This is a genomic window from Tenacibaculum sp. 190524A05c (assembly GCF_964036595.1).
GTDB lineage: Bacteria > Bacteroidota > Bacteroidia > Flavobacteriales > Flavobacteriaceae > Polaribacter > Polaribacter platacis.
The window spans coordinates 668,997-694,211 of record NZ_OZ038523.1; the positions used below are offsets into that span (position 1 = coordinate 668,997).

The window sequence follows — 25,215 nt, forward strand, 5'->3', positions numbered from 1 at the left end:
CTGTACTACAATTAGTACAGCTTTTTTCATATGGTTAAAGTTAAAAAGTATATAAAGTTCTTCTCTTAATTTAATTTAAATTCTACAGGGAATGAGTATCTAGTGTTTACCTTCTTACCACTCTTCTCTGCTGCATTAAATACTGGTAATTTTTGTACTAATTCTTTCGCTGCTTTTTCTAACACTTCTCCATTTGCTGGACCCTTAGCTTCTATATTAACAACTTCTCCTTTAGCGTTAACAACAAATAATACAAATACTTTTCCTTCTATATTCTTGTCGATTGCTTCAGTTGGATATGCAAAATTATCTTGAATATGCTCTACTAAGTTTTTGTTAAAACATCCTATAGAAGTATCTCCTGAAACATTACAAGCTTTGAATTGAGGAATTTTCTCAACATCTTTGAAATCATATACAGTGTTCACAACTGCTTTTTTAGGAGCTTTTCTAATATTAGTTGGCTTTACACCAGGAATTCTGAACGTAATTGGTAAACCATACTTCACAGTTACTGGAGTTCCAGATTGCTTTCCTGGCTTAAACTTAGGTAACTTCTTCATAATTCTTTCCGCTTCCTTACCTAACTCTTCTCCTTTATATGGAGATACAATTTTCATTTTATCTACATTACCATCTCTGTCGATGATAAAGTGAACAAATACTCTTCCTTGAATTCCTTTATCATAAGAACTCTCTGGATATCTTAAATGTCTCTTGATATGGCTTGCTAATTCTGACTTAAAACACTTTTCTTGCTTATATGCAGCAACACCTTCACAATTTTTGAATAATGGAATCTCATCTACGTAATTAAAAGGAATTACTTTCATTCCTGTATTCTTATCTACTGTAATACTATTCACAATTTCAGCTTTCTTTTTAATCTTAGCTAATTTGTGTGAATAATCATTTGTCATTAATCCTGTAGCTTCATCTCTTTTTCTTACTACTCTTCTTCTTGAAGTTACTTGAACAGCCACTTTAGCTTCTTTAGTTTTTTCGTCTGCCTTTTCAATTGAGCATTTCGTTATACTATTTAAGTCTAAAACTGCCTCTTCTTTTTTATCACATGTTTTCGATGATTGTGCAAAACTCTGTACTGAACAGATTAATAGGATTGCAAGTAAAGTATTTTTAACCATAATTCTAGGGGTCTTAAAGTTACACCCTAAAATTACAGAACTAATACAAAATCAATGAGTTTTGATATTTTTTTGGCTATAGAGTTTCGTTAAATTGCTTAATTTCTTCGACGAATGGTTCAATTGTTGTTATTGCGAAATATTCATTTTAACAACTAAAACGTTATAGAAAAGTTAAAAAAATATAATTTCTATTTAATTTTTAATACTTGACCGGTAAAAATATTGTCAGATTCTAAATTATTAGTTTTTCTTATTGAGTGTATTGAAGTTTTATATTTTCTTGAAATACTAAATAAGGTTTCTCCTGATTGTACTATATGCTTCTTTTTAGAAACATTTTCAATAGAAGTTTCTTTACGATTCAATGTATTATTTGACGTCTTTTTCTTTTCATCTTCATAACCAATAACTATTTCATCACCGATTTCAATACTATCAAAATCTTGTAAACTATTTAATCGGTAGAGTTGAGCCAAACTCATTTCATATTTTCTAGCAATTGTACTTAATGTTTCTCCTTTTACAACTTTATGTGTAATTGTAGGATCATACTCTACAACTGGCTCCGGTTTTTTTGCTGCTTTTTTAGGAAAGGTTTCAGATACTTCTCCTGTAATTAAATTCATGTAGGCAGTTTTACCTTCCAGTAAAATTTTATCCCAACCTTCAGGTAATTTCTTTTCTTGAGAGAATATAGATATACTTAAAAATAAACTAAAAAGTAAAAATCTTTTTTTCATATAAACGTGTATATCCCACAAGTTAAGAACTAATTATTTATTACTAAAGACATTATCTTTAATTTTTGGTAATTCTAATTTGTAAACAACAGAAACGGTTCTAATTACTATGATTACAATTGCAGAAATAATAAAGTTCAAATTATCATTTATAGGAGTTTGTCTTAGCAATAAGTATATCAAACCACCTGACAAACAAGCTGAAGCATAAATTTCCTTTTTAAATATTAATGGAACTTCCCTTGAAAGAACATCTCTTATCACTCCACCAAACACAGCAGAAACCATTCCCATTATAATAGCAACAATAGCAGGTAAATTAAAACTTAACCCTTTTTGTAATCCTAAAAGTGTAAAAACACTTATTCCAATGGTGTCAAAAAGAAAGAAGGTTTTTCTTAATGGAGCAATTTTACTCTTGAATAGGAAAGTAAATACAACAGCACTTAAAATGGTATAGATATAATTTAAATCACCAATCCAATTTATAGGATGTGCATCGATAAGAATATCTCTCAACATTCCTCCTCCTACAGCTGTAACAAATGCGAGAATAATTACACCGAAAAGATCGAATTCTTTTTTGGATGCAACTAAGGCTCCACTAATAGCAAAAGCAAATGTTCCTAGAATATCAATTACATATACTATGTCCATAATTAAAGAGGAATACTATTTTTTAATAAACTCGATATTTAGTTTCTTCTGAATTTGATGAATATTTTCGATTTCATTTGAAAGTACAAACGCTTGAGATATACCTCTATTTCCACCTCTGGCTGTTCGTCCACTTCTATGAGTATAATATTCTAATTGTTCTGGCAATTGATGATGAATAACAAAATTTAAGTTTCGAACATCAATTCCACGAGCCGCAACATCAGTTGATACTAGATACTGTAAACTTTGATTTTTAAAAGCTCTCATTACCTTATCACGTTCAATCTGTTTCATGTCACCTTCTAGAACCCCAATTGTAAATCCTTCTTTTTGTAACTCAGCAGTAAGTTTTCTTGCTCCAGCTTTAGTTCTTACAAATATGATACCTCTTTCATCATCTCTACCTTCTAAAAAAGAGATAATTTCTTCCGTTTTATTTGCTAATGTAACTACTGAATAATAATGCGTTATATTTTCATTTACGAGTGATGCAGGATTAATTTCTACTCGTTTTGCGTTAATATTCATGTAATTTTTCACAATCCTTTTGATTTCGTCAGGCATTGTAGCTGAGAACAACCAAGTGTTTCTATCTCCAGAGGTGTATTTAAGAATTCGATTGATTTCTAGTTTAAAACCCATACTTAACATTTCGTCAGCTTCATCCAGAACAAGTGTCTTAATATGTTTTAAATCCACTTCTCCTCTCTCAATTAAATCAATCAATCTTCCTGGAGTTGCTACTACAATGTGTGTAGTTCTCTTTAAATTCTTTATTTGTCTTTCAATCTTTTCTCCACCATAAACACCTTCTACAAATATTTTATGATCTACATATTTCGTAAATTTAAATAGCTGCTTTTTAATTTGCTGAACAAGTTCTCTTGTTGGAGATAATATTAAAGCTTGAATTTTATCCGAATTCGGATTTATTTGATGTAATATAGGCAAACCAAATGCAGCGGTTTTTCCTGTTCCAGTTTGAGCTAAACCAATAAAATCACTTTTATTATCAATTAAATAAGGAATAGTTTTTTCCTGAATCTCTGTAGGAGTTTTAATTCCTAATTCTTTTAATCCTTTAATATATTCTTTTTGTACACCTAAATCTGCGAATGTCGACATCTGTAAAATTTTGCCGCAAAGATAGTCTTATTCAGCTGGAGAAAGTAATTTTAATATATTTTCATTAATTCTTGTCGGACGAAAAGTTTTACTGTTCAATAAACACCAAGTTGTTTTTGCACTAATTAATAAAGTATTCTCTTTATAAACTTCAACATGACGAATAGATTTTACACCTTCGGTCTCTCCTACCCAGGTTTTTAAAGTAACTACATCATTATGTTTAGCTTGATTTTTATAATCAATTTCGTGTCTTAATACCACCCAAATAAAATCCTTCTCAGTTGAATTTTTAATCAATTTATTCCAGTGCATTTTAGCTATATCTTGTACCCATTGCACATAAACTACGTTGTTAACATGATTTAACTCGTCTATTTCTTCAGGTAAAACCGTTCGTTGAGTAGTAAAAATTTTATTTGAATTCATATAAACAAACATACATAACTAAGCGTATTATTTCGTTAATTTGTTTACTAATTTTCTACTATGAATCAAATTGCCAATGAACTTTCTACAGAGAAAGTAAGCCGCTTACTTTTAAAACAATCAATTCCAGCTTCTATTGGAATACTTGTAATGTCTATCAACATGATTGTAGACACGATTTTCGTTGGTCAATGGATTGGTGTTTTAGCAATTGCTGCAATTACCGTGGTTCTACCTATTGGTTTTTTAATTTCATCAATTGGAATGGCCATTGGAATTGGTGGAAGTTCAGTGATTTCTTTAGCACTTGGAGCCGATAAAGTAGAAAAAGCAAAGAAGGTTTTTGGAAACCAAATTAGTTTAACCACCTTATCTTCTGTAATATTAGTTACGCTGTGTTTAGTATTTGACGAACATGTACTCCGCTTATTTGGAGCCAATGGTAATATTTTAGAACCTGCTTTACCTTATTTTAGAATAATTATTATTGGTGTACCGTTTTTAGCTTATGCAATGATGGGAAATCCTATTATTAGAGCATTAGGAAAACCAACTTATGCTATGATTGCATTAATTCTTCCTGCGGTTGCGAATATTATTCTAGACATAATATTTATTAAAGTGTTAGGTTGGGGAATGTTTGGAGCTGGATTAGCTACATCTATTGCTTATGCTGTTTGTGGATTATTTATTCTAGGATTTCTACTATCTAAAAAGAGTAATCTTAAAATAGGTTTAAGTTATTTAAAACTTGAAAAGAGTATTGTATCTGAGATCAGCTCATTAGGAAGTATTACTTTAGTACGACAAGGAACTGTAAGTGTATTAACAATCATTTTAAATTATTCATTATTTAAGTACGGAAATGAATCTTCTGTTGCGGTTTTTGGAATTATCAATAGATTAATGATGTTCATCTTTTTCCCAGTATTCGGCATTGTTCAAGGATTTTTACCCATTGCGGGTTACAACTATGGAGCTGAACTTTATGATCGAGTTAAAGATGTTTTAAATACTGCCAATAAATATGGAACAATTTTATGTGTCTTTATTTTTATCGCCGTGTATTTCTTAAATTATGAAATGACTGCGGTATTTACTAATGATGAAGAATTATTAAAACAGACACCTAATGCAATTTTAACAACATTGTTGGCTACTCCATTTATTGCATTTCAACTGGTTGGAGCTTCGTATTTCCAAGCTGTAGGAAAAGCAAAACCTGCGTTAATTTTAACTTTATTAAGACAATCTATATTTTTAATTCCCTTTATAATCGTTCTTCCAATGTTTTTTGGCTTGGATGGAATATGGTTTTCTTTCCCTATTTCTGACCTTCTAGCTACCGTCGTTACTTATGTTTACGTTAAAAAGGAAATTTCATTATTAAAAAATTAACATTTTATTTAAGTTTTGAATGTAGATTTTATTTAATTTTGGAACGTTCATTTCAAATATATGCCAAAGACAGAAACATTTGATAAAGATTTAGTTGTTCAACAAGTCACAGAAGTATTTCATACGAAAAGTTATACGTTAACTTCTATGCAAGATCTTGTTGATGCAACTGGTTTGAACAGATCTAGTATTTACAACACTTTCGGTAGTAAATTAGATTTATACATGATGTGTTTAAAAGACTATCAATCAAAATCAATGGATCATATTCAAGGAATTATTACATCAAATAGCTGTCATATCAATACAATAGAACGTATCTTTTATTCTAATGCAGAATGCAAAAATGGATGTCTAATTAATAACTGTGTCTCTGAAATGGCCAATCAGGAAGATAGTATTAATACGTTTCTAAAAAATAATGATAATGGCATGATAGATCTTTTTAAAGACATTGTAGAAAAGGGTCAAAAAGAAGGATCAATCAACAATGAAAAAAATGCATATGACTATGCTATTTATTTAGTCACTGCTTTAAAAGGTTTTAATCTATCAACTATTTTAATGGACAATAAAAAAGATACTCAAAGCATTGTAAAAACAATCCTTTCGGTTCTTGAATAATATTTTTTTTAACCTTATTTGAAACGATTGTTTCAAATAAAATTAACACGATCATGAGTAAATTAAAAAACAAAGTAACAGTAATAACAGGTGCTAATAGTGGAATTGGTTTAGCAACCGCAAAATTATTCTTAAATGAAGGAGCTAAAGTTGTACTTTCAGGAAGAAGACAAGAAGCTTTAGATGAAGTAGCAAAGGAATTAGATGGTGATTTTCTTACCGTTGTAGCCGATGTTTCTAAACCTGAAGATAACAAACGTTTAATTGAAGAAACTGTCAGCAAATATGGAAATATTGATGTTTTATTCTTAAACGCAGGAATTGCGCCACTATCGGCTGCGAACGAAATAACGGATGAGCATTATACTGAAGTGTTCGATACTAATGTAAAAGGACCAATCTTAGCAGTTAAGGAAGCTTTACCTAATTTAAATGATAACGGTTCTATCTTATTTACAAATTCGATTGTTCATCAAAAAGGATTTGATGGATTTAGCGTATACTCTGCCAGTAAAGGAGCTTTAAGAGCGTATTCTAGAGTATTAACATCTGAAGTAAAAGATAGAGGAATTAGAGTAAACTCTATTGCTCCAGGTCCAATTGAAACTCCAATTTATGGTAAAATGAATTTACCAGGTGAAGTAGTTGAAGAAATGGGTAAAGGTTTTGCTCAAAGTGTACCACTTGGAAGATTTGGACAATCTGAAGAAGTAGCAAAAACGGCATTATTCTTAGCTTCGGAGGATGCTTCTTATATCAACGGAGTTGAATTAGAAGTTGATGGAGGATTAAGTCAAATTTAATTCTGAAACAAAAAATCAATACTTTAGGTACTCTACCTAAAGTATTGATTCTCCATTTAGATTTGTAGTTAAAACAGAACTCATTAAATCAAAAAATGGTCTTAACGCCAAATATGAATTGTTGATTTCTGTTATAAAATCTTTTGACAATACTTCTTCGTCTGTAAAATTGCGAACCGCTATATATCCTTTTTTACGCAGTAAATCTATATCTGGATGAGTTTTATCAAATCCTTTAGGAGCAGTTTTTAATTCATCTCCTTCGAATTTATCACCAAAATATTTTTGAAAATTTTTATCAGCTAATATATCTCTGAATTCAGAAGCATCTATTTCAATTTCTTTTCTAATTCGGTATAAATCCTCTTTATTTGGCTCCCAAAAACCACCCGCTAAAAAACTTTCTCCAGGTTTTAATCGAAGATAATATCCTCCTCTCAAATGTGCACCACTTCTAGAAAATGATCCAGCAAAATGAGTCTTATATGGAGTTTTATCTTTGGAAAAACGCACATCTCTATATATTCTAAAAAACTTATGCTTTTCAATTTCGTCATGTGATTCAAGGTTTTCTTGTATCTCCTTATAAAATTGTTTTACATCTTTTTGAACCGAATCAAATTCAGGTTTATGTTCAGCAAACCAATCACGATTATTATTCTTAGCTAATTTTTTTAAGAATTGAAAGGTTGATTTTTCTATTTGCATTCTAATTAGTTTATGTGATTACAAAATACAAAAAAGCTCAAAACCAATAGGCTCTGAGCTTGTTATTATTTCTGAGAATAATATCTTCTTAAACGTTAAATCTAAAGTGCATTACATCTCCATCAGCAACTACATATTCCTTTCCTTCCACTCTAACTTTACCTGCTTCTTTTACTTTCGTTTCACTACCGTAAGTCTCATAGTCGATATAACTGATAGTTTCAGCTCTAATAAAGCCTTTTTCAAAATCTGTATGAATAACTCCCGCAGCCTGAGGTGCAGTTGCTCCTACCGGAATTGTCCAAGCTCTAACTTCTTTCTCTCCTGCGGTAAAATATGTTTGAAGATCTAATAACTTATATGCTGAACGGATTAAACGAGAAACACCTGGCTCCTCTAATCCAATATCTGTTAAGAACATTTGACGCTCTTCATAATCTTCTAATTCTGCAATGTCTGCTTCTGTTGCTACAGCTAAAACAATAATTTCAGCATCTTCGTCTTTTACAGCTTCTTTTACTTGATCAACATATGAATTTCCATCTTTCGCTGAAGACTCATCTACATTACAAACGTACATTACAGGTTTTGCTGTGATGAATTGCATAGACTTTACAAGCTCTTCTTCTTTTTCAGTAAATTCAATTGTTCTAACAGATTTTCCTTCTAATAAAACTGTTTGAATTTTTTCTAAAAGTGCTAATTCAGCTTGAGCTTCTTTGTTTCCAGTTTTAGCAGCTCTCTTTACTTTTTCTAATCGCTTTTCAACAGCTTCTAAATCTTTTAACTGTAATTCAATATCAATTGTTTCTTTGTCTCTAATTGGATCTACAGAACCGTCAACGTGAACGATATTGTCATTATCAAAACAACGTAACACATGTAAAATTGCATCCGTTTCTCTAATGTTAGCTAAAAACTGATTTCCTAATCCTTCACCTTTACTTGCTCCTCTTACTAAACCAGCAATATCCACAATTTCTACAGTTGCAGGAATCACTTTTTCTGGATTTACCAATTCCTCTAATTTCTCTAATCTTGGGTCTGGTACATTTACAACTCCTAAATTTGGTTCAATAGTACAAAACGGAAAGTTTGCACTCTGCGCCTTAGCATTCGATAAACAATTGAATAAAGTTGATTTTCCAACATTTGGTAATCCTACAATTCCAGCTTTCATGTAATATAAATTGATATTTTTTTGCGTGTGCAAATATAGCACATTACTTTACTTTTACGAGATTTCTAATTAAAAAGCTAGTTCTATTTTTCTTAAGTTCCTTCTTTTTTTTAATTTAGGCCTGCAAGAAGTTTATGTAATGAGTAAATTATCGGATGAAATTTTATGGAAATCAATAAAAGATGGAGACTTGAATTCGTTCTCTATTCTTTTTAAAAGGTTTTATCCATCGCTACATAGTTATGGATTAAAAATTTCTCGTGACGAAGTTTTAACGGAAGACGCACTTCAAGATTTCTTCGTTTACATTTATGAGCACAAAGAAAACCTCAGTGATTTACAAAGCATAGCTCCTTACCTATTTGCCTCCTTTAGAAGATTTATAATAAAAAGAATCAATAAAACTCAAAAATATACCTTTGTTCGACATATTGATAAAAATATTGTAGACATTAGTTTTACCCCGGAAGAGTTTATAACAAAACAAGAGTCACTAACTTTTAGGAATAAAAACCTCGCTAAACTCATTAACCAACTACCAAAAAGACAAAAAGAAGTCATCTATTTAAAGTTCAATTGTAATTTTAAAGCTAATGAAATTGCAGAGACAATGGGAATTAATTATCAGAGTGTAATTAATACCCTTCATAAAGCAATAAAAAGCTTAAGAGATGAAGATGATATCGTTAAATTATTAAATTCATAAATTTGCGTTATCAAAAGAGTATAATCCATAATTTATAGTCTTTATATAAATAGAATACATAATAGTACAGTATACTATAGGAATGAGAAAAAAGAAATACAACACAATTCAAGATTTATTGGAAGATCAATCTTTTAATGATTGGGCTTTGAATCCTGAGAGTTCTGACGCGGTTGATTGGGAATTGTGGCTTAAAGAAGCACCTACAAATGAAGTTTTAGCTGCTGAAGCTAAGGATATTATTATTGGAATTAATTTCAAAAAAGAAATTGTTTCTGAGGATAAAGTAAATACTGAATGGGATAAATTAGCAGATAAAATCCAGAATTTAGAAGATAAAAAAAGTAGCCAGCAGGAAAAGGATAGAAAAAGATTGGTGAATGTGAAATATCTTTCTATCGCCGCTACCCTTTTATTATTAGTTTCTTTAAGTGTGTTTACCTATTCGTTATTTTCAACAGTTACGCATAAAACGACTTATGGAGAAATGTTGAATGTTGTTTTGGAAGATGGTTCTGTTGTTACCCTTAATTCAAACTCTTCAATAAGTTACACAAACTTCAATCCAAGATCAATTGAATTATCAGGAGAAGCATTCTTTAAGGTGAAAAAAGATTTAGTTTCAAAAGCTAAATTTAGAGTTAAAACTAAAGATTTAACTGTTGAAGTATTCGGAACTCAATTCAATGTAAAAACATTGCAAAATAAAACAAATGTCTTTTTAGAAGAAGGAAGTATCATGCTTAATTTAAATAATGGTAATGAACAAAAAATGATTCCTGGAAATTATATTGAATATTCTTCATCTGAGAGTAAAATTCTTGTTAATAAGAATAATACATTGGGTGATCAACATGTTTCTTGGAAAAGTGGGAACTTAATTTTTGAAAATACAAACTTAGAAGAAGCATTAATAAAAATTGCAGAAAATTATGGCGTTGAGTTTAAACATCATTCTACTGAAACTAAGGAGATTTTAATTACAGGAAAGGTACCAACAACCAATTTAGAGATTTGTTTAAACGCAATAAAAAAATCGACAAACATTAAAATTCAAAAAGAAAATGGTATACTAGTAGTTTATAAAAATTAACCCTACCATTTTTAATGACCTTAAAAAACACATACCGTTTATATCTATTGGTTTTAGTGTTTTTTACCCTGTTTTCTTTTCAGGGAGTCTCGCAAGAACATAATTATATTTTTTTAGCAGATGCTTTAGATGAGATTAGCGAAAAGCATAAGGTTTTTTTTACCTACAATCCTATTGTAATTAAATCGGACAAAGTAGATATAACTCCATTTGAAAAACTATCTTTAGAACAATCTATTTCTTTACTTAAAAAACTAACACCTTATGAATTAGAATATCTTGGTAATAATTATTACGTAGTCTTTAAACCTAAGAAAAGTTCATATTACAATAGATATTCAACAAATGTAGTGTCTGGAAATAATACTATTTCACGTGATAGTTTAAATTCAAATTTTGAAAATGAGAAACGAATAATTAGAGGTGTTGTATTAGATCCTTTTTATCAGCCCATTAGAAAAGCTAATGTAATTGAGAATAATACACAAAATGGAACTATAACTAGAAATGATGGGAGTTTTGAATTGGAAATGGTTTCAAATGATAATAGCTTAACAATATCTCATATTGGCTTTACAAGTGAACGTGTTCTTTCCGTTCAAAACTTTAATACTGTTATACTTAAATCTGGTGTACAATTAGATGAAGTTTTTATTGTAGGTTCTAGAAATAGTAAGCGTAAAAAAATAGATTCTCCAGTTTCTACCGAAGTTATTGATGTACAAAACGTTATTCGTAAAACAGATTTATTAGAGGTAAATCAATTAATTCAAACTGAAATCCCTTCATTTAATGCTACGAAACAATCCGGGTCCGATGGCGCAGATCATATAATTCCAGCAACGTATAGAGGTCTTGGCCCTGACCAAACTTTAGTACTTATTAACGGTAAAAGAAGACATCAGACTTCATTAATCAATTTATATGGAACTAGAGGAAGAGGAAATTCTGGTACAGACTTGAATACAATTCCTACTTCTGCAATAAAAAGAATTGAAGTTTTAAAAGATGGAGCATCCGCTCAATATGGTTCTGACGCTATTGCAGGTGTTATTAACATTGTTCTTAAGGATAATCCTAATACAACCAATATAAATTCTACATTTGGATTTTATAATGCAACTAATAATGAGGATGATTCAAGAAAGGGAATTGATGGGTTGACTTTTAAAACCGATGTGAATTACGGTGGTAAAATCGGTGAAAATGGATTTGTTAACCTATCGGCCGAATTCCTAACAAAAGGACATACGTTTCGTCAAGGAACTAATATCAGAGAGAACTACGGCGACGCTGCAGTAACGAGTAGTAGTTTATTTTTTAATTCAGAGCTTCCAATTTCAGAATCAATTAACGTATATACAAATGGTGGATATAATTTTAAAAATACCAGAGCTTATGCTTTTACTAGACCATTTGATAGTGAAAGAAATGTGTTGTCAATCTATCCAGATGGTTTTAACCCAGTAATTACTTCAAATATTTCTGATAAATCTCTAACCGTAGGATTCAAAGGTAAATTCAAAGGATGGAATGTTGATTTTAGTAATAGTTATGGTGATAATTATTTTCATTATTTCATCAAAGAGACTTTAAATGCAACGCTATTAGAAAATTCTCCCAGTGAGTTTGATGCTGGTGGACATAGTTTAAATCAAAACACAACTAATATTGACCTTTCAAAACAATTCAGCGGAATATTAAATGGTTTACATGTCGCATTAGGATTAGAAAATAAAATAGAGAATTACAGAATTTTTGCTGGTGAGGAGGAATCGTATCTATCTTACGATATAAACGGATTACCAGTAACTAGCACTACTCCAATAAATTTAATTCCAACTCTTAATGGGATAATAAGACCTGGTGGATCTCAAGGTTTCCCAGGATATGCACCGAGTAATGAAGTCGATAGAGCAAGAACGAGTTTTAGTTTTTATTTAGATACTGAAATAGATATCACTAAAAAATGGATTTTAGCTACAGCAATTCGATATGAAAATTACAGTGATTTTGGAAATTCGATTAATACAAAGATTGCTTCTAATTATAAAATAACACCTAAATCAAACTTACGCTTCTCTTTTAGCACAGGATTTAGAGCTCCTTCCCTAGCCCAAATTTATTACAATTTAAAATTCACAAATTATATAGACAATGTTCCAATGGAATCTTTTTTAATTGCTAATAATGATCCAATTACACGTCAATTTGGTATACAAAGACTCAAGGAAGAAAAAGCTGTTAATTATAGTTTAGGGTTCAATTATAGAATTACTAAGAATATAAATCTATCAATTGATGCCTATCATATTTATATAAAAGATCGAATAATTTTAAGTGGGAATTTTGATGCTACACTATTAAATACAGATGCAGAAAATGTGCAATTTTTTGCAAATGGTGTAAATACTAGTACCTATGGTACAGATTTTAGATTCATTTGGTTGAAGAATTGGAACGATACTAAATTCAATTTAAGTTTAACAGGAAATGTTAACACTATGAACATTACTAGGATTCATAATAAAGATTTAGATGCCGAGACGTTTTTTGGAATCAGAGAACGTTTCTTTCTAAAAGCATCAGCTCCAAATCATAAAATAATTTTCAACTCAATTATTTCTAAAGGAAAATTTTCATGGAGCAATACAATCACAAGATTTAGTAGTTTAGAATTAATTGATTGGCAAATACTAAATCCAATAAGCGAATTTAATAACTCTTCAGAGGAAAGATTTGAAGCTGCTATTGATAAATATGATTCAAAATACACCCTTGACTCTCATATTTCCTACAAATTAAATAAAAATTTTTCCTTCCAGTTTGGAGCCAATAATCTCTTCAACACTTACCCTACTGTACAAGGCGAAAACACTGACAGTGGCGGACTTTGGGATGCAGTACAAATGGGAAGTAATGGGGCCTTCTATTACAGCAAAGTTTTAGCAAACTTTTAAAATTTTTTTAAAATTTAGAGTATAAACAAAAACATAATTACTTAGATATAGTATAACGGAATTGTTAATTGAATAAATAATTAACAATAAAAACCTTAAAATAATCTAATTCATTTTAATTATGCTAAAAACGAAATTATGTTTTCTACTCACTTTAATTTGTGGAGTGATGTATGCACAGACAAAAATTTCAGGTAAAGTTGTTGATACCAATAATGAACCATTACCTGGAGCAAATGTGGTAGAAAAAGGAACGACTAACGGAACATCAACTAATTTTGATGGTATATTCGAATTAACAGTTGCAAGTGATGCTACTCTTGTTGTTACTTTTACTGGATTTGAAACTAAAGAAATTCGTGTAAACGGACAAACGAATTTAACTATTGTTCTGAATGAAGGACAACAACTTGATGAAGTTATTGTAACTGGATCAAGAACTCCAGCTCGAAGTAATACTTCTAGTCCACTTCCAGTAGATATTGTAGGAGTTAAGGAATTACAAGCAACTGGACAAGCTACTTTTGATAAAGCTTTACAATATAAAATACCATCATTTAATACGGTAAACACTCCTGTAAACGATGCAACTTCTCTTTTAGACCCTTATGAAATTAGAAACATGGGTCCAAGTAGAACATTAATTTTGATTAATGGAAAAAGAAAGAATTTAAGTGCCTTACTATATACACAAACTTCTCCAGGACGTGGTGAAACTGGTGCTGATATATCGGGAATTCCTACTGATGCAATCAAAACAATTCAAATATTAAGAGACGGAGCATCTGCTCAGTATGGTTCTGATGCCATTGCGGGTGTAATGAATATTATCTTAAAAGATAGCTATAAAGATGGTTCTGCTACTTTTAGAAGTGGAATAACAGGAGAAGGTGATGGAGAAATGCTGGGTGTTAGTGTAAATAATGGTAGTAAAATTGGAGATAAAGGTTTTATTAATTACACAATTGATTTTTCAAAATCCGCTTTGGCGAATCGTCCTGGAACAGTTGATGCCGATGGTGAGTTTGGAGATTTTGTAGCGGTAGATCCAACTAGCTATAATAGTTATGTAAATGATGATGGAACACTTGGAGGAATACCTCTTTCTAATTTTGCCGATGATGCTGCAATTCAAAATTACTTTACCAATACTTACCTTGGTACTGCAGATTATAACGCTAAGCTAAGTGCTATAAATCAAGGAAATACTTTTGGTAGACAAGTCGTGGATGACTTTTTAGCAAGACGTCCTGATGCTGGAAATATAAATGGTTCCCCTGAAACTACTGCTGCAAAATTTTTAGTTAATGGTAGTTTTGATTTAAGTGATTCAAGTGATTTATATTTTAATGCTGCCTATGTTTATAAAAAAGTAAATAGTTTTGCTAATTATAGAACACCATATTGGAGACAACAAAACGATTTCTTTAACCCGCAAGATTCAAATGGAAATAGAGCAATTCCAGGTTGGAGACAAGGTGGTGATATGGCTTATTTAGCTAATTTCTTCCCAGGAGGTAATCCAAATACAATTGGTGGATATGATGGTTATGTTCCTACTTTTGAAGGAGATTTAAATGATTATAATGCTACTTTAGGGTTTAGGTCTAAAATAAATGGTTGGAATGTTGATGCTAGTGCTACATTCGGTGGAAACACACAAACTTATACGGTAAATAATTCACATAACAGAAATGTAGTTTTATCTCCAACTACTTGGGTGGATTCTAATAATAATGGAGTTATTGATCCAGGTGAAACTACTGAAAGCTCTCAATTGTATAGAGAAAACAGTCCTTTAAGTTTTGACCCAGGTGGAACTTCATTTAACCACATTGTTGGAAATATAGATATTTCTAAGGTATTATCAGATCAAGTTGCAATTGGTATTGGAGCAGAGTTTAGAACTGAAAACTTTGAAGTTATTGAAGGAGGTTTAGCCTCATATGACGGAGGTGGTGCTGATTCTTTTGCTGGAAACAGACCAGAAAATTCAGGAAGTTTTAATAGATATAACTTAGGAGGATATTTCGATATCGCTTGGGATGTAACAGAAGATTTCCTGCTGAATGGTACAGTTAGAGCTGAAAACTTCTCTGATTTTGGAAGTACATTTGTATGGAAGGCTAGTTCTCGTTATAAATTCTTAGAAGACAAATATACATTAAGAGGTTCTGTATCTACTGGATTTAGAGCTCCTACATTACATCAAATTTATACTCAAAAAGCACAATATAGCTTTATACCAGGACAAGGTATTCAGGTTGGTGGTTTAGTGAATAATATTTCTCCACAAGCTCGCTTTCTTGGTATTCCTAAATTAAAAGCAGAAGAGTCTACAAACATTACTGTAGGTATTGGAGGAAAACCATTTAAAAATTTCTCTTTTACTGTTGATTATTACAATATTGCTGTGGAAGATAGAATTGTACTTAGTACAGAAATTGGGAGAACTGCTGCTGGAAATACAACCTTAGATCAAGTTTTAAATGCTAATAACTTAAGTGATTTGAGTTTCTTTGTAAACGCTATTGACACAAGAACATCTGGTATTGATGTTGTTTTAGGATATAAAAATTTAGAGCTAGGAACAGGGAAATTAGGGTTTAATTTATCTGGTAATTACACTATTCAAAATGAAAGAGAAGGTGCTGTTAAAAACCCTGCAATTGTTGCGAGTGCTGGGCAATCTGTAGTAAACCAAACTCAAGAAGCCTTATTCTTTACTTCACGACCTAGAACAAAATGGATTTTAGGAAGTACATATGATATTGAGAAATTTAGTTTCTCTTTAAACAACACTTATTTTGGAAAAACTGAATTCTTCCAACAGGGATTAAGTACTGATGCTAATGGAAATTTTAACATCGGAACAGAATTTACACCTCAAATAGTTACTGATTTTGGTGTTAACTATAATGCTACCGACAATATTACCATTGCTGCGAATATTAATAACATATTTAATGTATTACCTGAATGGAATTTTGTTTCACAAAATGCTGCTGGAGATGCAATTTTAGCTGATCCTGCTCAAGTGCAACAACAATCTAACTTAATTACTTTTAACCAGCGTTATTCACAAATGACATATGATGGTTATCATTTCAGTCAACTAGGAACATTGTTCAATTTATCTATTAATTATAAGTTTTAATCAAGTATCCCCCAAAAGAAAAATCCTGAGTTTTCACTCAGGATTTTTTAATATCATTCAGTTTAAAAGTGATTAATCGTTATGCATAAATCGTTGCTTACCTAACAATTCCTCTTCCGTTTCAACATTATCTTCATCTGGAACACAACAATCTACTGGACATACAGCAGCACATTGAGGCTCTTCATGGAATCCTTTACATTCAGTACATTTATCAGCAACGATGTAGTAAATTTCATCAGAAATAGGCTCTTGATCTTCATCTGCATTTGCACTATTTCCGTTTGGTAATACTATATTTCCTGCTAAATCTGTACCGTCTGCATATTTCCATTCTTCTGCACCTTCATATATCGCTGTGTTTGGGCACTCAGGTTCACAAGCACCACAATTTATACATTCATCTGTTATAATAATCGCCATAGCTAATCTATTTCAGTTTTGTAACTTTGCAGTTGCAAAAATAAAGCCAATTTAATTTAGAAACAATTTAAATGGATAAAATCGAAAAACGAATAGATTCGTTTATAAAATTAGGGCAATTTTTAGGACAATTTTCTAGAACGGAAATCAAGCAAAATGATTCCATTGCTTTTAATGATATTTTCTTTGATGGATTTAAGCATCAATTAAAATTAGCAGAAGAAAACAATACATGGTTTACAAAAGAAAACCTATTGTTTTCTTGTGAAAATTGGTCTTCCGCTTTAACAAGTGAAAACATAAAAAAATGGATTTCAGAAGAGGAATTACATCTTGAATCCAACAATAAAGTAGCTATCATAATGGCAGGTAATATTCCATTGGTAGGTTTTCATGACTTTTTATCCGTTTTAATATCTGGTCACTCTGTTCTTGCTAAATTATCAAGTAATGATAAACATTTGCTTCCTTTTTTAGCTAAATATCTGGAGTTTACAAATGAGGACTTTAAAGGTAAAATTGAATTTACTAATGAAAAACTACAAGGTTTTGATGCTGTGATTGCAACCGGAAGTGATAATACTTCAAGATATTTCGAGTACTATTTCAAGAATAAACCGAATATCATTCGTAAAAACCGAAATTCTGTAGCAGTTATAACAGGAAATGAAAGTGAAAAGAATTTTGAAGACTTGAGTGAAGATGTTTTTCGTTATTTCGGGCTAGGTTGTCGTTCTGTTTCTAAATTATTTGTTCCTCAAGGATTTGATTTTGATGCATTCTTCAAAGGAATGTTCAAAAAACAAGAAATTATAAATAATACTAAATACGCTAATAATTACGATTACAATAAAGCCGTGTATTTAATGAGTGAATTTGATATTCTAGAAAATGGATTCTTAATGATTAAAGAGGATGAAAGCTACTCCTCTCCTATTGCATCTGTATTCTATGAGTATTACGATAATTCAGACGACTTAAAAATAAAGCTTTACGAAGATCGTGATAAAATTCAATGTGTTGTAGCGAATGATTTTATAGAAAATGAAGTGAAATTTGGACAAACGCAACATCCAAATTTATGGGACTATGCAGATGGTGTAAATACGTTGAAATTCTTATCTACCATTTAAATCAAAATTGAAATGAAAAAACATAATTTTAGTGCAGGTCCATGCATTTTACCAGAGAGTGTTTTACAGAAAGCATCAGAGGCAGTAGTTAATTTTAATAATGATGATTTATCTCTTATTGAAATTTCTCATAGAAGTCAGCCTTTTGTTGATGTTATAGAAAAAGCTAGAGCATTAGCCTTAGAACACTTAAACTTGCAAGACAAAGGATACACAGCTTTGTTTTTACAAGGTGGAGCCAGTTCTCAATTTTTAATGACAGCTTATAATTTTTTAGATAAAAAAGCGGCCTATTTAAATACAGGAACTTGGAGTTCTAAAGCAATTAAAGAGGCAAAATTGTTTGGCGAATTAGTAGAAGTTGCTTCATCAAAAGACAAGAACTTCACTTACATTCCTAAAGATTATACTATTCCTTCCGATGTAGATTATTTCCATTGTACAAGTAACAATACTATTTACGGTACTCAAATGAAGAGTTTTCCAAAAACAGACGTTCCTGTTATTTGTGATATGAGTTCGGATATCTTTTCTCGTCAGCTTGATTTTTCAAAGTTTGATCTGATTTATGCAGGTGCTCAAAAAAATATGGGTCCGGCTGGAACAACACTTGTTGTTATCAAAGATGAGTTTTTAGATAACATATGTAGAGAAGTTCCTTCAATGTTAAATTATAAAACTCATACTTCTAAAGATAGCATGTTTAACACCCCGCCAGTGTTTCCTGTTTATGTTTCTATGTTGACGCTAGAGTGGTTAAAGGATTTAGGAGGAATTGATTTTATTGAAGATGTAAATCAAAAGAAAGCAGATTTATTATACGCTGAAATTGATCGCAATCCATTATTTAAAGGGATTGTAAATCCTGAGGATAGAAGTATAATGAATGCTACCTTTGAAATTGAAAATAGTGAGTTAAAGAATCGCTTTGATGAAATGTGGAAGGAAGCTAGAATTAATGGATTAGCAGGACATCGATCAGTAGGTGGATATAGAGCAAGTATGTATAATGCATTGCCATTATACAGCGTTCAAGCCTTAGTTGATGTAATGAAAGAATTAGAAAGAAAAGCATAAGAAATTTAAGAGACTAAATAACATTTAGTTTTAATTATAGATTGAATCAAATTATAAAATGAAAATATTAGTAAACGAAGGAATTACTCAAGAAGGTGTAGTAATATTAGAGGATAAAGGATTTGAAGTATTAATTACTAAAGTTGCTCAAGAGCAATTAGAGAATTTTATAAATGAAAATAGTGTTGATGCTATTTTAATTAAAAATAGAACACAAATTCAGCAAGAATTAATTGATGCATGCCCTAGTTTAAAACTAATCGCATCTGGAAGTACATCAATGGATAATGTTGATGTGCAATATGCTATTGATAATGGTATTCAAGTTGTAAATAGTCAAGAAGGAAGTGCTAATGCAATTGCAGAATTAATCTTCGCGCATCTTTCTGGAATGGTTCGTAATTTACACTTATCAAATAGAGAAATGCCATTAGAAGGAGACATGAATTTTAAAGGTCTTCAAAAGTTATACAGAGGAATTGAATTAAAAGGAAAAACATTAGGTTTAATAGGAATTAATCCTACAAGTATTGCGACAGCAAAGATTGCAATTGGTTTAGGAATGAAAGTTTTAATAACAGATCCTGAAGAAACAGAAGCTTCTGTAGAGCTGGAGTTTTTTGATGGACAAACTATCCAGTTTGAATTAAATGCTATTCCTTTTGATGAAGTTATTTCTGAATCTGATTTTATTTCAGTGCATTTATATAACCGTGATTTCAAATTAGGAGAATCCGAGTTTGATAAAATGAAAGATGGTGTTGGAATTGTAAATTGTGTTCAAGGAGGTTTAGTGGACGAAGTTGCTTTAGTTAAAGCAATGGAGAAAGGACCAATACGTTATGCTGCTTTAGATAGTTTTGAAAACGAACCAAATCCAGAAATTCAGTTATTAATGAATCCTAACCTTTCATTATCTCCAAAAATTAGTAATGCTACAAATGAAGCTCAAGAACGAGTAAGTATTGAGTTAGCGAATCAAATTTCAACATTACTATCTTAATTCTATGGCAAAAATAAAACCATTTAAGGCCGTTCGTCCTACTCGCGATAAAGTAGCTTTAGTTTCATCAAAGTCTTATGAAACGTATCCTGAAGATGAATTGAATGCAAAATTAGCCTTCAACCCTTTTACTTTTTTACATGTTGTAAATCCAGGATATAAATATCATAAGCAAGATGTAACTGGTGAACAACGTTTTAAATTGGTTCATAACAGATATCTAGAATTCAAAGAGAATGAGGTTTTTACGGAAGAAGAAACTCCTTCTTTATACGTGTATCAAAAAATAACAAATTCTCATTCTTTCTCAGGAATAATTGCAGCAACATCAACTGAAGACTATCATAATGATGTTATTAAAATTCATGAAAGAACCTTACGAAAGAGAGAATTACTTTTTGAAAACTACTTAAAAAACACAGGTTTTAATGCAGAACCTGTGCTCCTAACCTATCCTGAGAACACTACGGTAAAATCTATCATTGATAAGTATAAAACACAAAGAGCAGAATACGAATTTACAAGTAATGATAAAGATTTACATTTATTATGGGTTGTAAAAGATCAGAATGATATTGACACATTAAGGAATGCTTTTGAACAAATAGATACTTTGTATATAGCTGACGGTCATCATAGAACCACATCTTCTTGTATTCTGGCAAAAAACTTAGCGAAAGAAAACCCAAATCATAACGGAACTGAAGATTATAATTTCTTTATGAGTTATTTATTGTCGGATGACCAATTAAGTATTTATGAGTTTAATCGTTTTATCAAAGATTTAAACGGTTTATCTCCTGATGAGTTTCTAATGGAATTGGACACTTATTTTAGAATAGAAAATAGAGGTCAGGAATTATATAAGCCTAAAGAAAAGCATCACTTTAGCATGTATCTTAAAGGCGAGTTTTATGCATTATATCTTAGAAAATCAGCTTATGAATTTACAGATGAGTTGAGCGAATTGGATGCAGAAATTCTCTTTAAAACGGTATTAAAACCAATTTTGGGTATTGATGATATTCGTAACGATTCTAAAATTATTTATTCTCAAGATAAATCTGATGGTTTAGAATTAAAAACAAAAGTTGATAGCGGAGATTTCAAAGTTTCATTTGGAATGCTACCAACGAGTATTGACGAGATTAAAACTATTGTAGACAAAGGATTGGTAATGCCTCCTAAAACAACGTATATAGAGCCAAAATTAAGAAGTGCTTTAACCATTTACGAAATTTTAAAATGATAAAAGAAAACTTAAATTCAATACAACAAGATATTCCTAACCACGTAACTCTTGTTGCGGTTTCAAAAACTAAACCTATCGCAGATATTCAAGAAGCATATGATGCTGGACAACGTGTTTTTGGTGAAAACAAAGTTCAAGAAATGGTGACAAAGTACGATGCTTTACCGAAGGATATCGAATGGCATATGATTGGTCATTTACAACGTAATAAGGTAAAGTATATGGCTCATTTTGTTGATTTGATTCATGGCGTAGATAGTTTAAAAACACTTCAAGAAATAAACAAGCAAGCTAAAAAACACAATCGTGTAATAAATTGTTTATTACAAGCTCGTATTGCTGAGGAAGAAACTAAATTCGGACTTTCTTTTGATGATATTCAAGAAATTGTAAATGATGACTCTTTTAAAGAATTGACGAATATTAAAGTTGTTGGATTAATGGGAATGGCTACATTTACCGATAATCAAGCTCAAGTTAAGAAAGAATTTACTTCGTTAGAGTCATTTTTTAATACAATTAAAGTAGAAGTTAAAAATAATTTTGAGTTAAAAATTCTTTCCATGGGAATGAGTGGAGACTACCAATTAGCTATAGATTGTGGTAGTACAATGGTAAGAATTGGAAGTTCTATTTTTGGCGCTAGAAACTACTTTGTTTAAGTTTTATGCGTTTACCACTCTGATTTTCTTATATTTGCTGGATGCTTAGCTACTAATTAAAGTAAGGAGGGAATATAGATGTACGCTATAGTTGATATTGAAACTACTGGAGGAAAATTTAACGAAGAAGGGATTACCGAAATTGCCATTTATAAATATGATGGCCATACAATCATAGATCAATTCATATCTCTTGTCAATCCCGAAAGGGAAATTCAAGAATTTGTTGTTAAACTAACTGGAATTAACAACAAAATGCTTCGCAATGCGCCTAAATTTCATGAGGTTGCCAAAAGAATTATAGAAATTACTGAAGGTTGTGTTATTATCGCTCATAATGCTTCTTTTGACTACAGAATACTTAGAACAGAATATAATCGCTTGGGTTATGATTATGTTAGAGATAATTTATGTACTGTTCAATTAAGTAAAAAATTAATTCCAGATCAAGATTCTTACAGTTTAGGTAAATTATGTAGAGCGCTAGGAATTCCCGTTACAGATCGCCATAGAGCAAGTGGTGACGCTTTAGCTACAGTTAAGTTATTCAAGCTCTTATTAGATAAAGATACCGATAAGAAAATCTTAGAACGTACCATTAAGTTTACTGATAACAGAAATCATAAACTTAAAATCAACAGCATTTTAGAAGAATTGCCAGAAAAAGAAGGTGTTTTTTATGTGCATAATGAAAATGGTAATGTAATCTTTATAGGTAGAGGAAAAAACATCCGCTTAGAGGTTAATAAGCTGTTCTTAAAAGAAAACAAAAGAGCAGAAAAGATTAAAACTAAAGTTGATGTCGTTACTTATCAAGAAACAGGAAATCAATTATTTACTAGGTTAAAGTATTATTTAGAACTTGATAGTATTAAACCTAAGTATAACTTGATCAGAAAGCGTAAATTAACTCATTTAGATTTCAACCATGATCATTTCTTGATTATTGAGAAAGGAAGAATTCCAGAGGAAAACTTAATTATTCTAGTGGAGAAGAATAACGTTATTGGTTACGCATTTACAAATCTTTCTTATCAAAGAAACCAATTAGAGGTATTGAAGAATTTAGTTACTACAATAGAAAACAAACCTCTAGCCAAAACAATTATTAAAAATTATTTATTGAATAATTCTGTAGGTAAAATTGTACGCTACGAACTAGAAAATAATTTGTAATATTGCTTATATAACTAAGTACTTTGGCTGAAAATCAATCAAAATTAAATTGGAAAAGACAACTTCATGAAATTATTTATGAAGCTGATACTCCTGCAGGAAAACTTTTCGATGTTATCCTTTTGATTGCCATTATTGTTAGTATTGCCTTGGTAATGCTAGAAAGTGTAAATCCAATTGGTGAGCAGTATAAAACAGAACTTAATATTGCTGAGTGGATTATTACCATACTCTTTACTTTAGAATATATTCTTAGAATAATTTCAATAAGCAAGCCTAAAAAGTACATCTTTAGCTTTTATGGTTTAATTGATTTTTTATCTACTATTCCAAAATATTTATCGGTAATTTTTACAGGAACACATAGTTTAGTTGCGTTAAGAGCGTTACGATTATTACGTGTGTTTCGAATATTAAAATTAGGTCGTTTTATTGGTGAATCAGAACATTTAGCAAAAGCTTTAAAAGCAAGTAGAGCACGAATTTCTGTTTTTCTATTTTTTGTATTAATCATCTGTATCATTTTAGGTTCGGTAATGTATTTGATAGAAGGATCAGAAAATGGATTTACAAGTATTCCTAGAAGCGTGTATTGGGCAATTGTAACCTTAACAACAGTTGGTTACGGAGATATTGCACCAGCAACACCAATTGGTCAATTTATCGCTAGTGCAATTATGATTTTAGGTTATGCGATTATTGCTATTCCTACAGGAATTATTTCTTCAGAAATTGCTAAAGAAGATAAAGTAAACTTAAACACACAATCTTGTCCGCATTGCGCAACAGAAGGCCATGTTGATGGCGCTATATTCTGTCATCATTGTGGTAATAAATTGAATGAATAATGAATACGTTAATTACTATTGTTGGACCAACGGCGATTGGAAAAACTGCTCTTAGTATTCAGTTAGCACAACATTTTAAATCGGATATTATTTCTTGTGATTCTCGACAGTTTTATAAAGAAATGTGTATTGGTACTGCTGTACCCGATCCAGATGAACTTGCTGCTGCAACTCATCATTTCATTCAAAATAGAAGTGTATTTGAGGATTATAATGTTGGTAGCTTTGAAAAAGATGCTTTACAAAAGTTAGATGAGTTATTTGAAAAAAATCCTATTCAAATAATGGTTGGTGGAAGCGGATTGTATGTTGATGCTGTTGTAAAAGGATTTGATTATTTTCCTGATGTTGATCCGAAGATTCGAGAAGCTTTAACTGAGGAATTGAATTCTTCTGGTTTGAGTACCTTACAACAAAAATTAAAAGAATTAGATCCGACAACATATCAAACAATTGCAACTGATAATCCACACAGAGTTATTAGAGCGTTAGAAATTTGTATTGGAACAGGACTTCCCTACTCTTCCTTCATTAATAAAGATAAAAAGCAACGTAATTTTAAAACGATTAAAGTCGGATTAACTGCGGACCGTGAAATTATTTACGATAGAATTAACCGTCGTGTGGATATAATGATGGAAAACGGTTTGTTAGAAGAAGCTAAGGCTCTGTATCCTCATAAAGCATTAAATGCGTTACAAACAGTCGGATATCGTGAACTATTCGAATACTTTGATGGCAATTGGGAATTAGACTTTGCAATTTCTGAAATCAAAAAGAATACAAGACGATTTGCAAAGCGACAATTAACTTGGTTTAAAAGGTATCAAAACACGGTTTGGTTCGATTTTCAGGAAGATATTTCAACTATAATTTCTCAAGTTTCTGAGCTTATAAAATAATTTCTACA

The 25,215-nt window shown here is 30.9% G+C and carries 23 protein-coding genes; 15 read left to right on the forward strand and 8 right to left on the reverse strand.

Annotation, left to right across the window (positions count from 1 at the left end):
* Positions 1-65: 65 nt before the first annotated feature.
* From ABNT61_RS02935 to ABNT61_RS02955, 5 genes are all read right to left on the reverse strand, one after another.
* Positions 66-1,145, reverse strand: a complete 1,080-nt coding sequence (locus tag ABNT61_RS02935) for an energy transducer TonB (protein ID WP_348744789.1) — start codon at positions 1,143-1,145, stop codon at positions 66-68.
* A gap of 191 nt (positions 1,146-1,336) precedes the next feature.
* The gene (locus ABNT61_RS02940; protein ID WP_348744790.1) at positions 1,337-1,888 is read right to left on the reverse strand and encodes a LysM peptidoglycan-binding domain-containing protein; all 552 of its coding nucleotides are present in this window, start codon (positions 1,886-1,888) and stop codon (positions 1,337-1,339) included.
* Between the two features lie 33 nt (positions 1,889-1,921).
* Positions 1,922-2,545: a trimeric intracellular cation channel family protein gene (locus ABNT61_RS02945; protein WP_348711954.1), complete on the reverse strand. Its 624-nt coding sequence runs from the start codon at positions 2,543-2,545 to the stop codon at positions 1,922-1,924.
* A 15-nt stretch (positions 2,546-2,560) separates the two neighbouring features.
* Positions 2,561-3,673, reverse strand: coding sequence for a DEAD/DEAH box helicase (locus tag ABNT61_RS02950; RefSeq protein ID WP_348741906.1), 1,113 nt, complete (start codon positions 3,671-3,673; stop codon positions 2,561-2,563).
* 27 nt (positions 3,674-3,700) lie between these two features.
* A complete protein-coding gene (locus tag ABNT61_RS02955) occupies positions 3,701-4,102 on the reverse strand; it encodes a thioesterase family protein (RefSeq protein ID WP_348744791.1) in 402 nt (133 codons plus the stop codon).
* 60 nt (positions 4,103-4,162) lie between these two features.
* Here ABNT61_RS02955 and ABNT61_RS02960 point away from each other — a divergent pair, with 60 nt between their 5' ends.
* The 3 genes from ABNT61_RS02960 to ABNT61_RS02970 are packed head-to-tail and all read left to right on the forward strand — an operon-like array spanning position 4,163 to position 6,927.
* Entirely contained in the window at positions 4,163-5,500 is a 1,338-nt protein-coding gene (locus ABNT61_RS02960) for an MATE family efflux transporter (RefSeq protein WP_348744792.1), read from the forward strand.
* Positions 5,501-5,560: 60 nt separating this feature from the next.
* Positions 5,561-6,124, forward strand: a complete 564-nt coding sequence (locus ABNT61_RS02965) for a TetR/AcrR family transcriptional regulator (RefSeq protein WP_348744793.1) — start codon at positions 5,561-5,563, stop codon at positions 6,122-6,124.
* A gap of 53 nt (positions 6,125-6,177) precedes the next feature.
* On the forward strand, positions 6,178-6,927 hold the full coding sequence (locus tag ABNT61_RS02970) for an SDR family NAD(P)-dependent oxidoreductase (RefSeq protein ID WP_348744794.1): 750 nt from the start codon (positions 6,178-6,180) through the stop codon (positions 6,925-6,927).
* A gap of 36 nt (positions 6,928-6,963) precedes the next feature.
* On the opposite strand, the gene ABNT61_RS02975 is transcribed toward ABNT61_RS02970, so the two are convergent.
* Entirely contained in the window at positions 6,964-7,635 is a 672-nt protein-coding gene (locus ABNT61_RS02975; RefSeq protein ID WP_348744795.1) for a DUF2461 domain-containing protein, read from the reverse strand.
* An 88-nt stretch (positions 7,636-7,723) separates the two neighbouring features.
* Positions 7,724-8,815, reverse strand: coding sequence for a redox-regulated ATPase YchF (ychF, locus tag ABNT61_RS02980; protein ID WP_348744796.1), 1,092 nt, complete (start codon positions 8,813-8,815; stop codon positions 7,724-7,726).
* 139 nt (positions 8,816-8,954) lie between these two features.
* Here ychF and ABNT61_RS02985 point away from each other — a divergent pair, with 139 nt between their 5' ends.
* The 4 genes from ABNT61_RS02985 to ABNT61_RS03000 all read left to right on the forward strand — a co-directional run bounded on the left by ABNT61_RS02985 (position 8,955) and on the right by ABNT61_RS03000 (position 16,731).
* Positions 8,955-9,521, forward strand: a complete 567-nt coding sequence (locus ABNT61_RS02985) for a sigma-70 family RNA polymerase sigma factor (RefSeq protein WP_348711968.1) — start codon at positions 8,955-8,957, stop codon at positions 9,519-9,521.
* Between the two features lie 82 nt (positions 9,522-9,603).
* Complete coding sequence (locus ABNT61_RS02990) at positions 9,604-10,614, forward strand: FecR family protein (RefSeq protein WP_348744797.1); 1,011 nt, start codon at positions 9,604-9,606, stop codon at positions 10,612-10,614.
* A gap of 14 nt (positions 10,615-10,628) precedes the next feature.
* Entirely contained in the window at positions 10,629-13,574 is a 2,946-nt protein-coding gene (locus ABNT61_RS02995) for a TonB-dependent receptor domain-containing protein (protein WP_348744798.1), read from the forward strand.
* Positions 13,575-13,695: 121 nt separating this feature from the next.
* Positions 13,696-16,731, forward strand: a complete 3,036-nt coding sequence (locus ABNT61_RS03000; protein ID WP_348744799.1) for a TonB-dependent receptor — start codon at positions 13,696-13,698, stop codon at positions 16,729-16,731.
* Between the two features lie 72 nt (positions 16,732-16,803).
* Here ABNT61_RS03000 and ABNT61_RS03005 read toward each other — a convergent pair whose 3' ends face one another.
* Positions 16,804-17,154, reverse strand: coding sequence for a 4Fe-4S dicluster domain-containing protein (locus tag ABNT61_RS03005; protein ID WP_348711975.1), 351 nt, complete (start codon positions 17,152-17,154; stop codon positions 16,804-16,806).
* 71 nt (positions 17,155-17,225) lie between these two features.
* On the opposite strand from ABNT61_RS03005, the gene ABNT61_RS03010 reads away from it, so the two are divergent.
* The 8 genes from ABNT61_RS03010 (at position 17,226) to miaA (ending at position 25,207) form a co-directional block, all read left to right on the forward strand.
* The gene (locus ABNT61_RS03010) at positions 17,226-18,287 is read left to right on the forward strand and encodes an acyl-CoA reductase (protein WP_348744800.1); all 1,062 of its coding nucleotides are present in this window, start codon (positions 17,226-17,228) and stop codon (positions 18,285-18,287) included.
* A gap of 12 nt (positions 18,288-18,299) precedes the next feature.
* Positions 18,300-19,364, forward strand: a complete 1,065-nt coding sequence (gene serC, locus ABNT61_RS03015) for a 3-phosphoserine/phosphohydroxythreonine transaminase (protein ID WP_348744801.1) — start codon at positions 18,300-18,302, stop codon at positions 19,362-19,364.
* Between the two features lie 58 nt (positions 19,365-19,422).
* Positions 19,423-20,367 (forward strand): NAD(P)-dependent oxidoreductase, encoded by a 945-nt coding sequence (locus tag ABNT61_RS03020; protein ID WP_348741918.1) that lies wholly within the window; start codon positions 19,423-19,425, stop codon positions 20,365-20,367.
* Between the two features lie 4 nt (positions 20,368-20,371).
* Positions 20,372-21,616: a DUF1015 domain-containing protein gene (locus ABNT61_RS03025; protein WP_348744802.1), complete on the forward strand. Its 1,245-nt coding sequence runs from the start codon at positions 20,372-20,374 to the stop codon at positions 21,614-21,616.
* Entirely contained in the window at positions 21,613-22,281 is a 669-nt protein-coding gene (locus tag ABNT61_RS03030; protein WP_348744803.1) for a YggS family pyridoxal phosphate-dependent enzyme, read from the forward strand. Before ABNT61_RS03025 ends, ABNT61_RS03030 begins: the two co-directional genes overlap by 4 nt.
* 78 nt (positions 22,282-22,359) lie before the next feature.
* The gene (locus ABNT61_RS03035; RefSeq protein ID WP_348744804.1) at positions 22,360-23,457 is read left to right on the forward strand and encodes an exonuclease domain-containing protein; all 1,098 of its coding nucleotides are present in this window, start codon (positions 22,360-22,362) and stop codon (positions 23,455-23,457) included.
* Between the two features lie 23 nt (positions 23,458-23,480).
* A complete protein-coding gene (locus ABNT61_RS03040; RefSeq protein ID WP_348711985.1) occupies positions 23,481-24,305 on the forward strand; it encodes an ion transporter in 825 nt (274 codons plus the stop codon).
* Positions 24,305-25,207: a tRNA (adenosine(37)-N6)-dimethylallyltransferase MiaA gene (gene miaA, locus ABNT61_RS03045; RefSeq protein WP_348744805.1), complete on the forward strand. Its 903-nt coding sequence runs from the start codon at positions 24,305-24,307 to the stop codon at positions 25,205-25,207. Before ABNT61_RS03040 ends, miaA begins: the two co-directional genes overlap by 1 nt.
* Positions 25,208-25,215 lie beyond the last annotated feature (8 nt).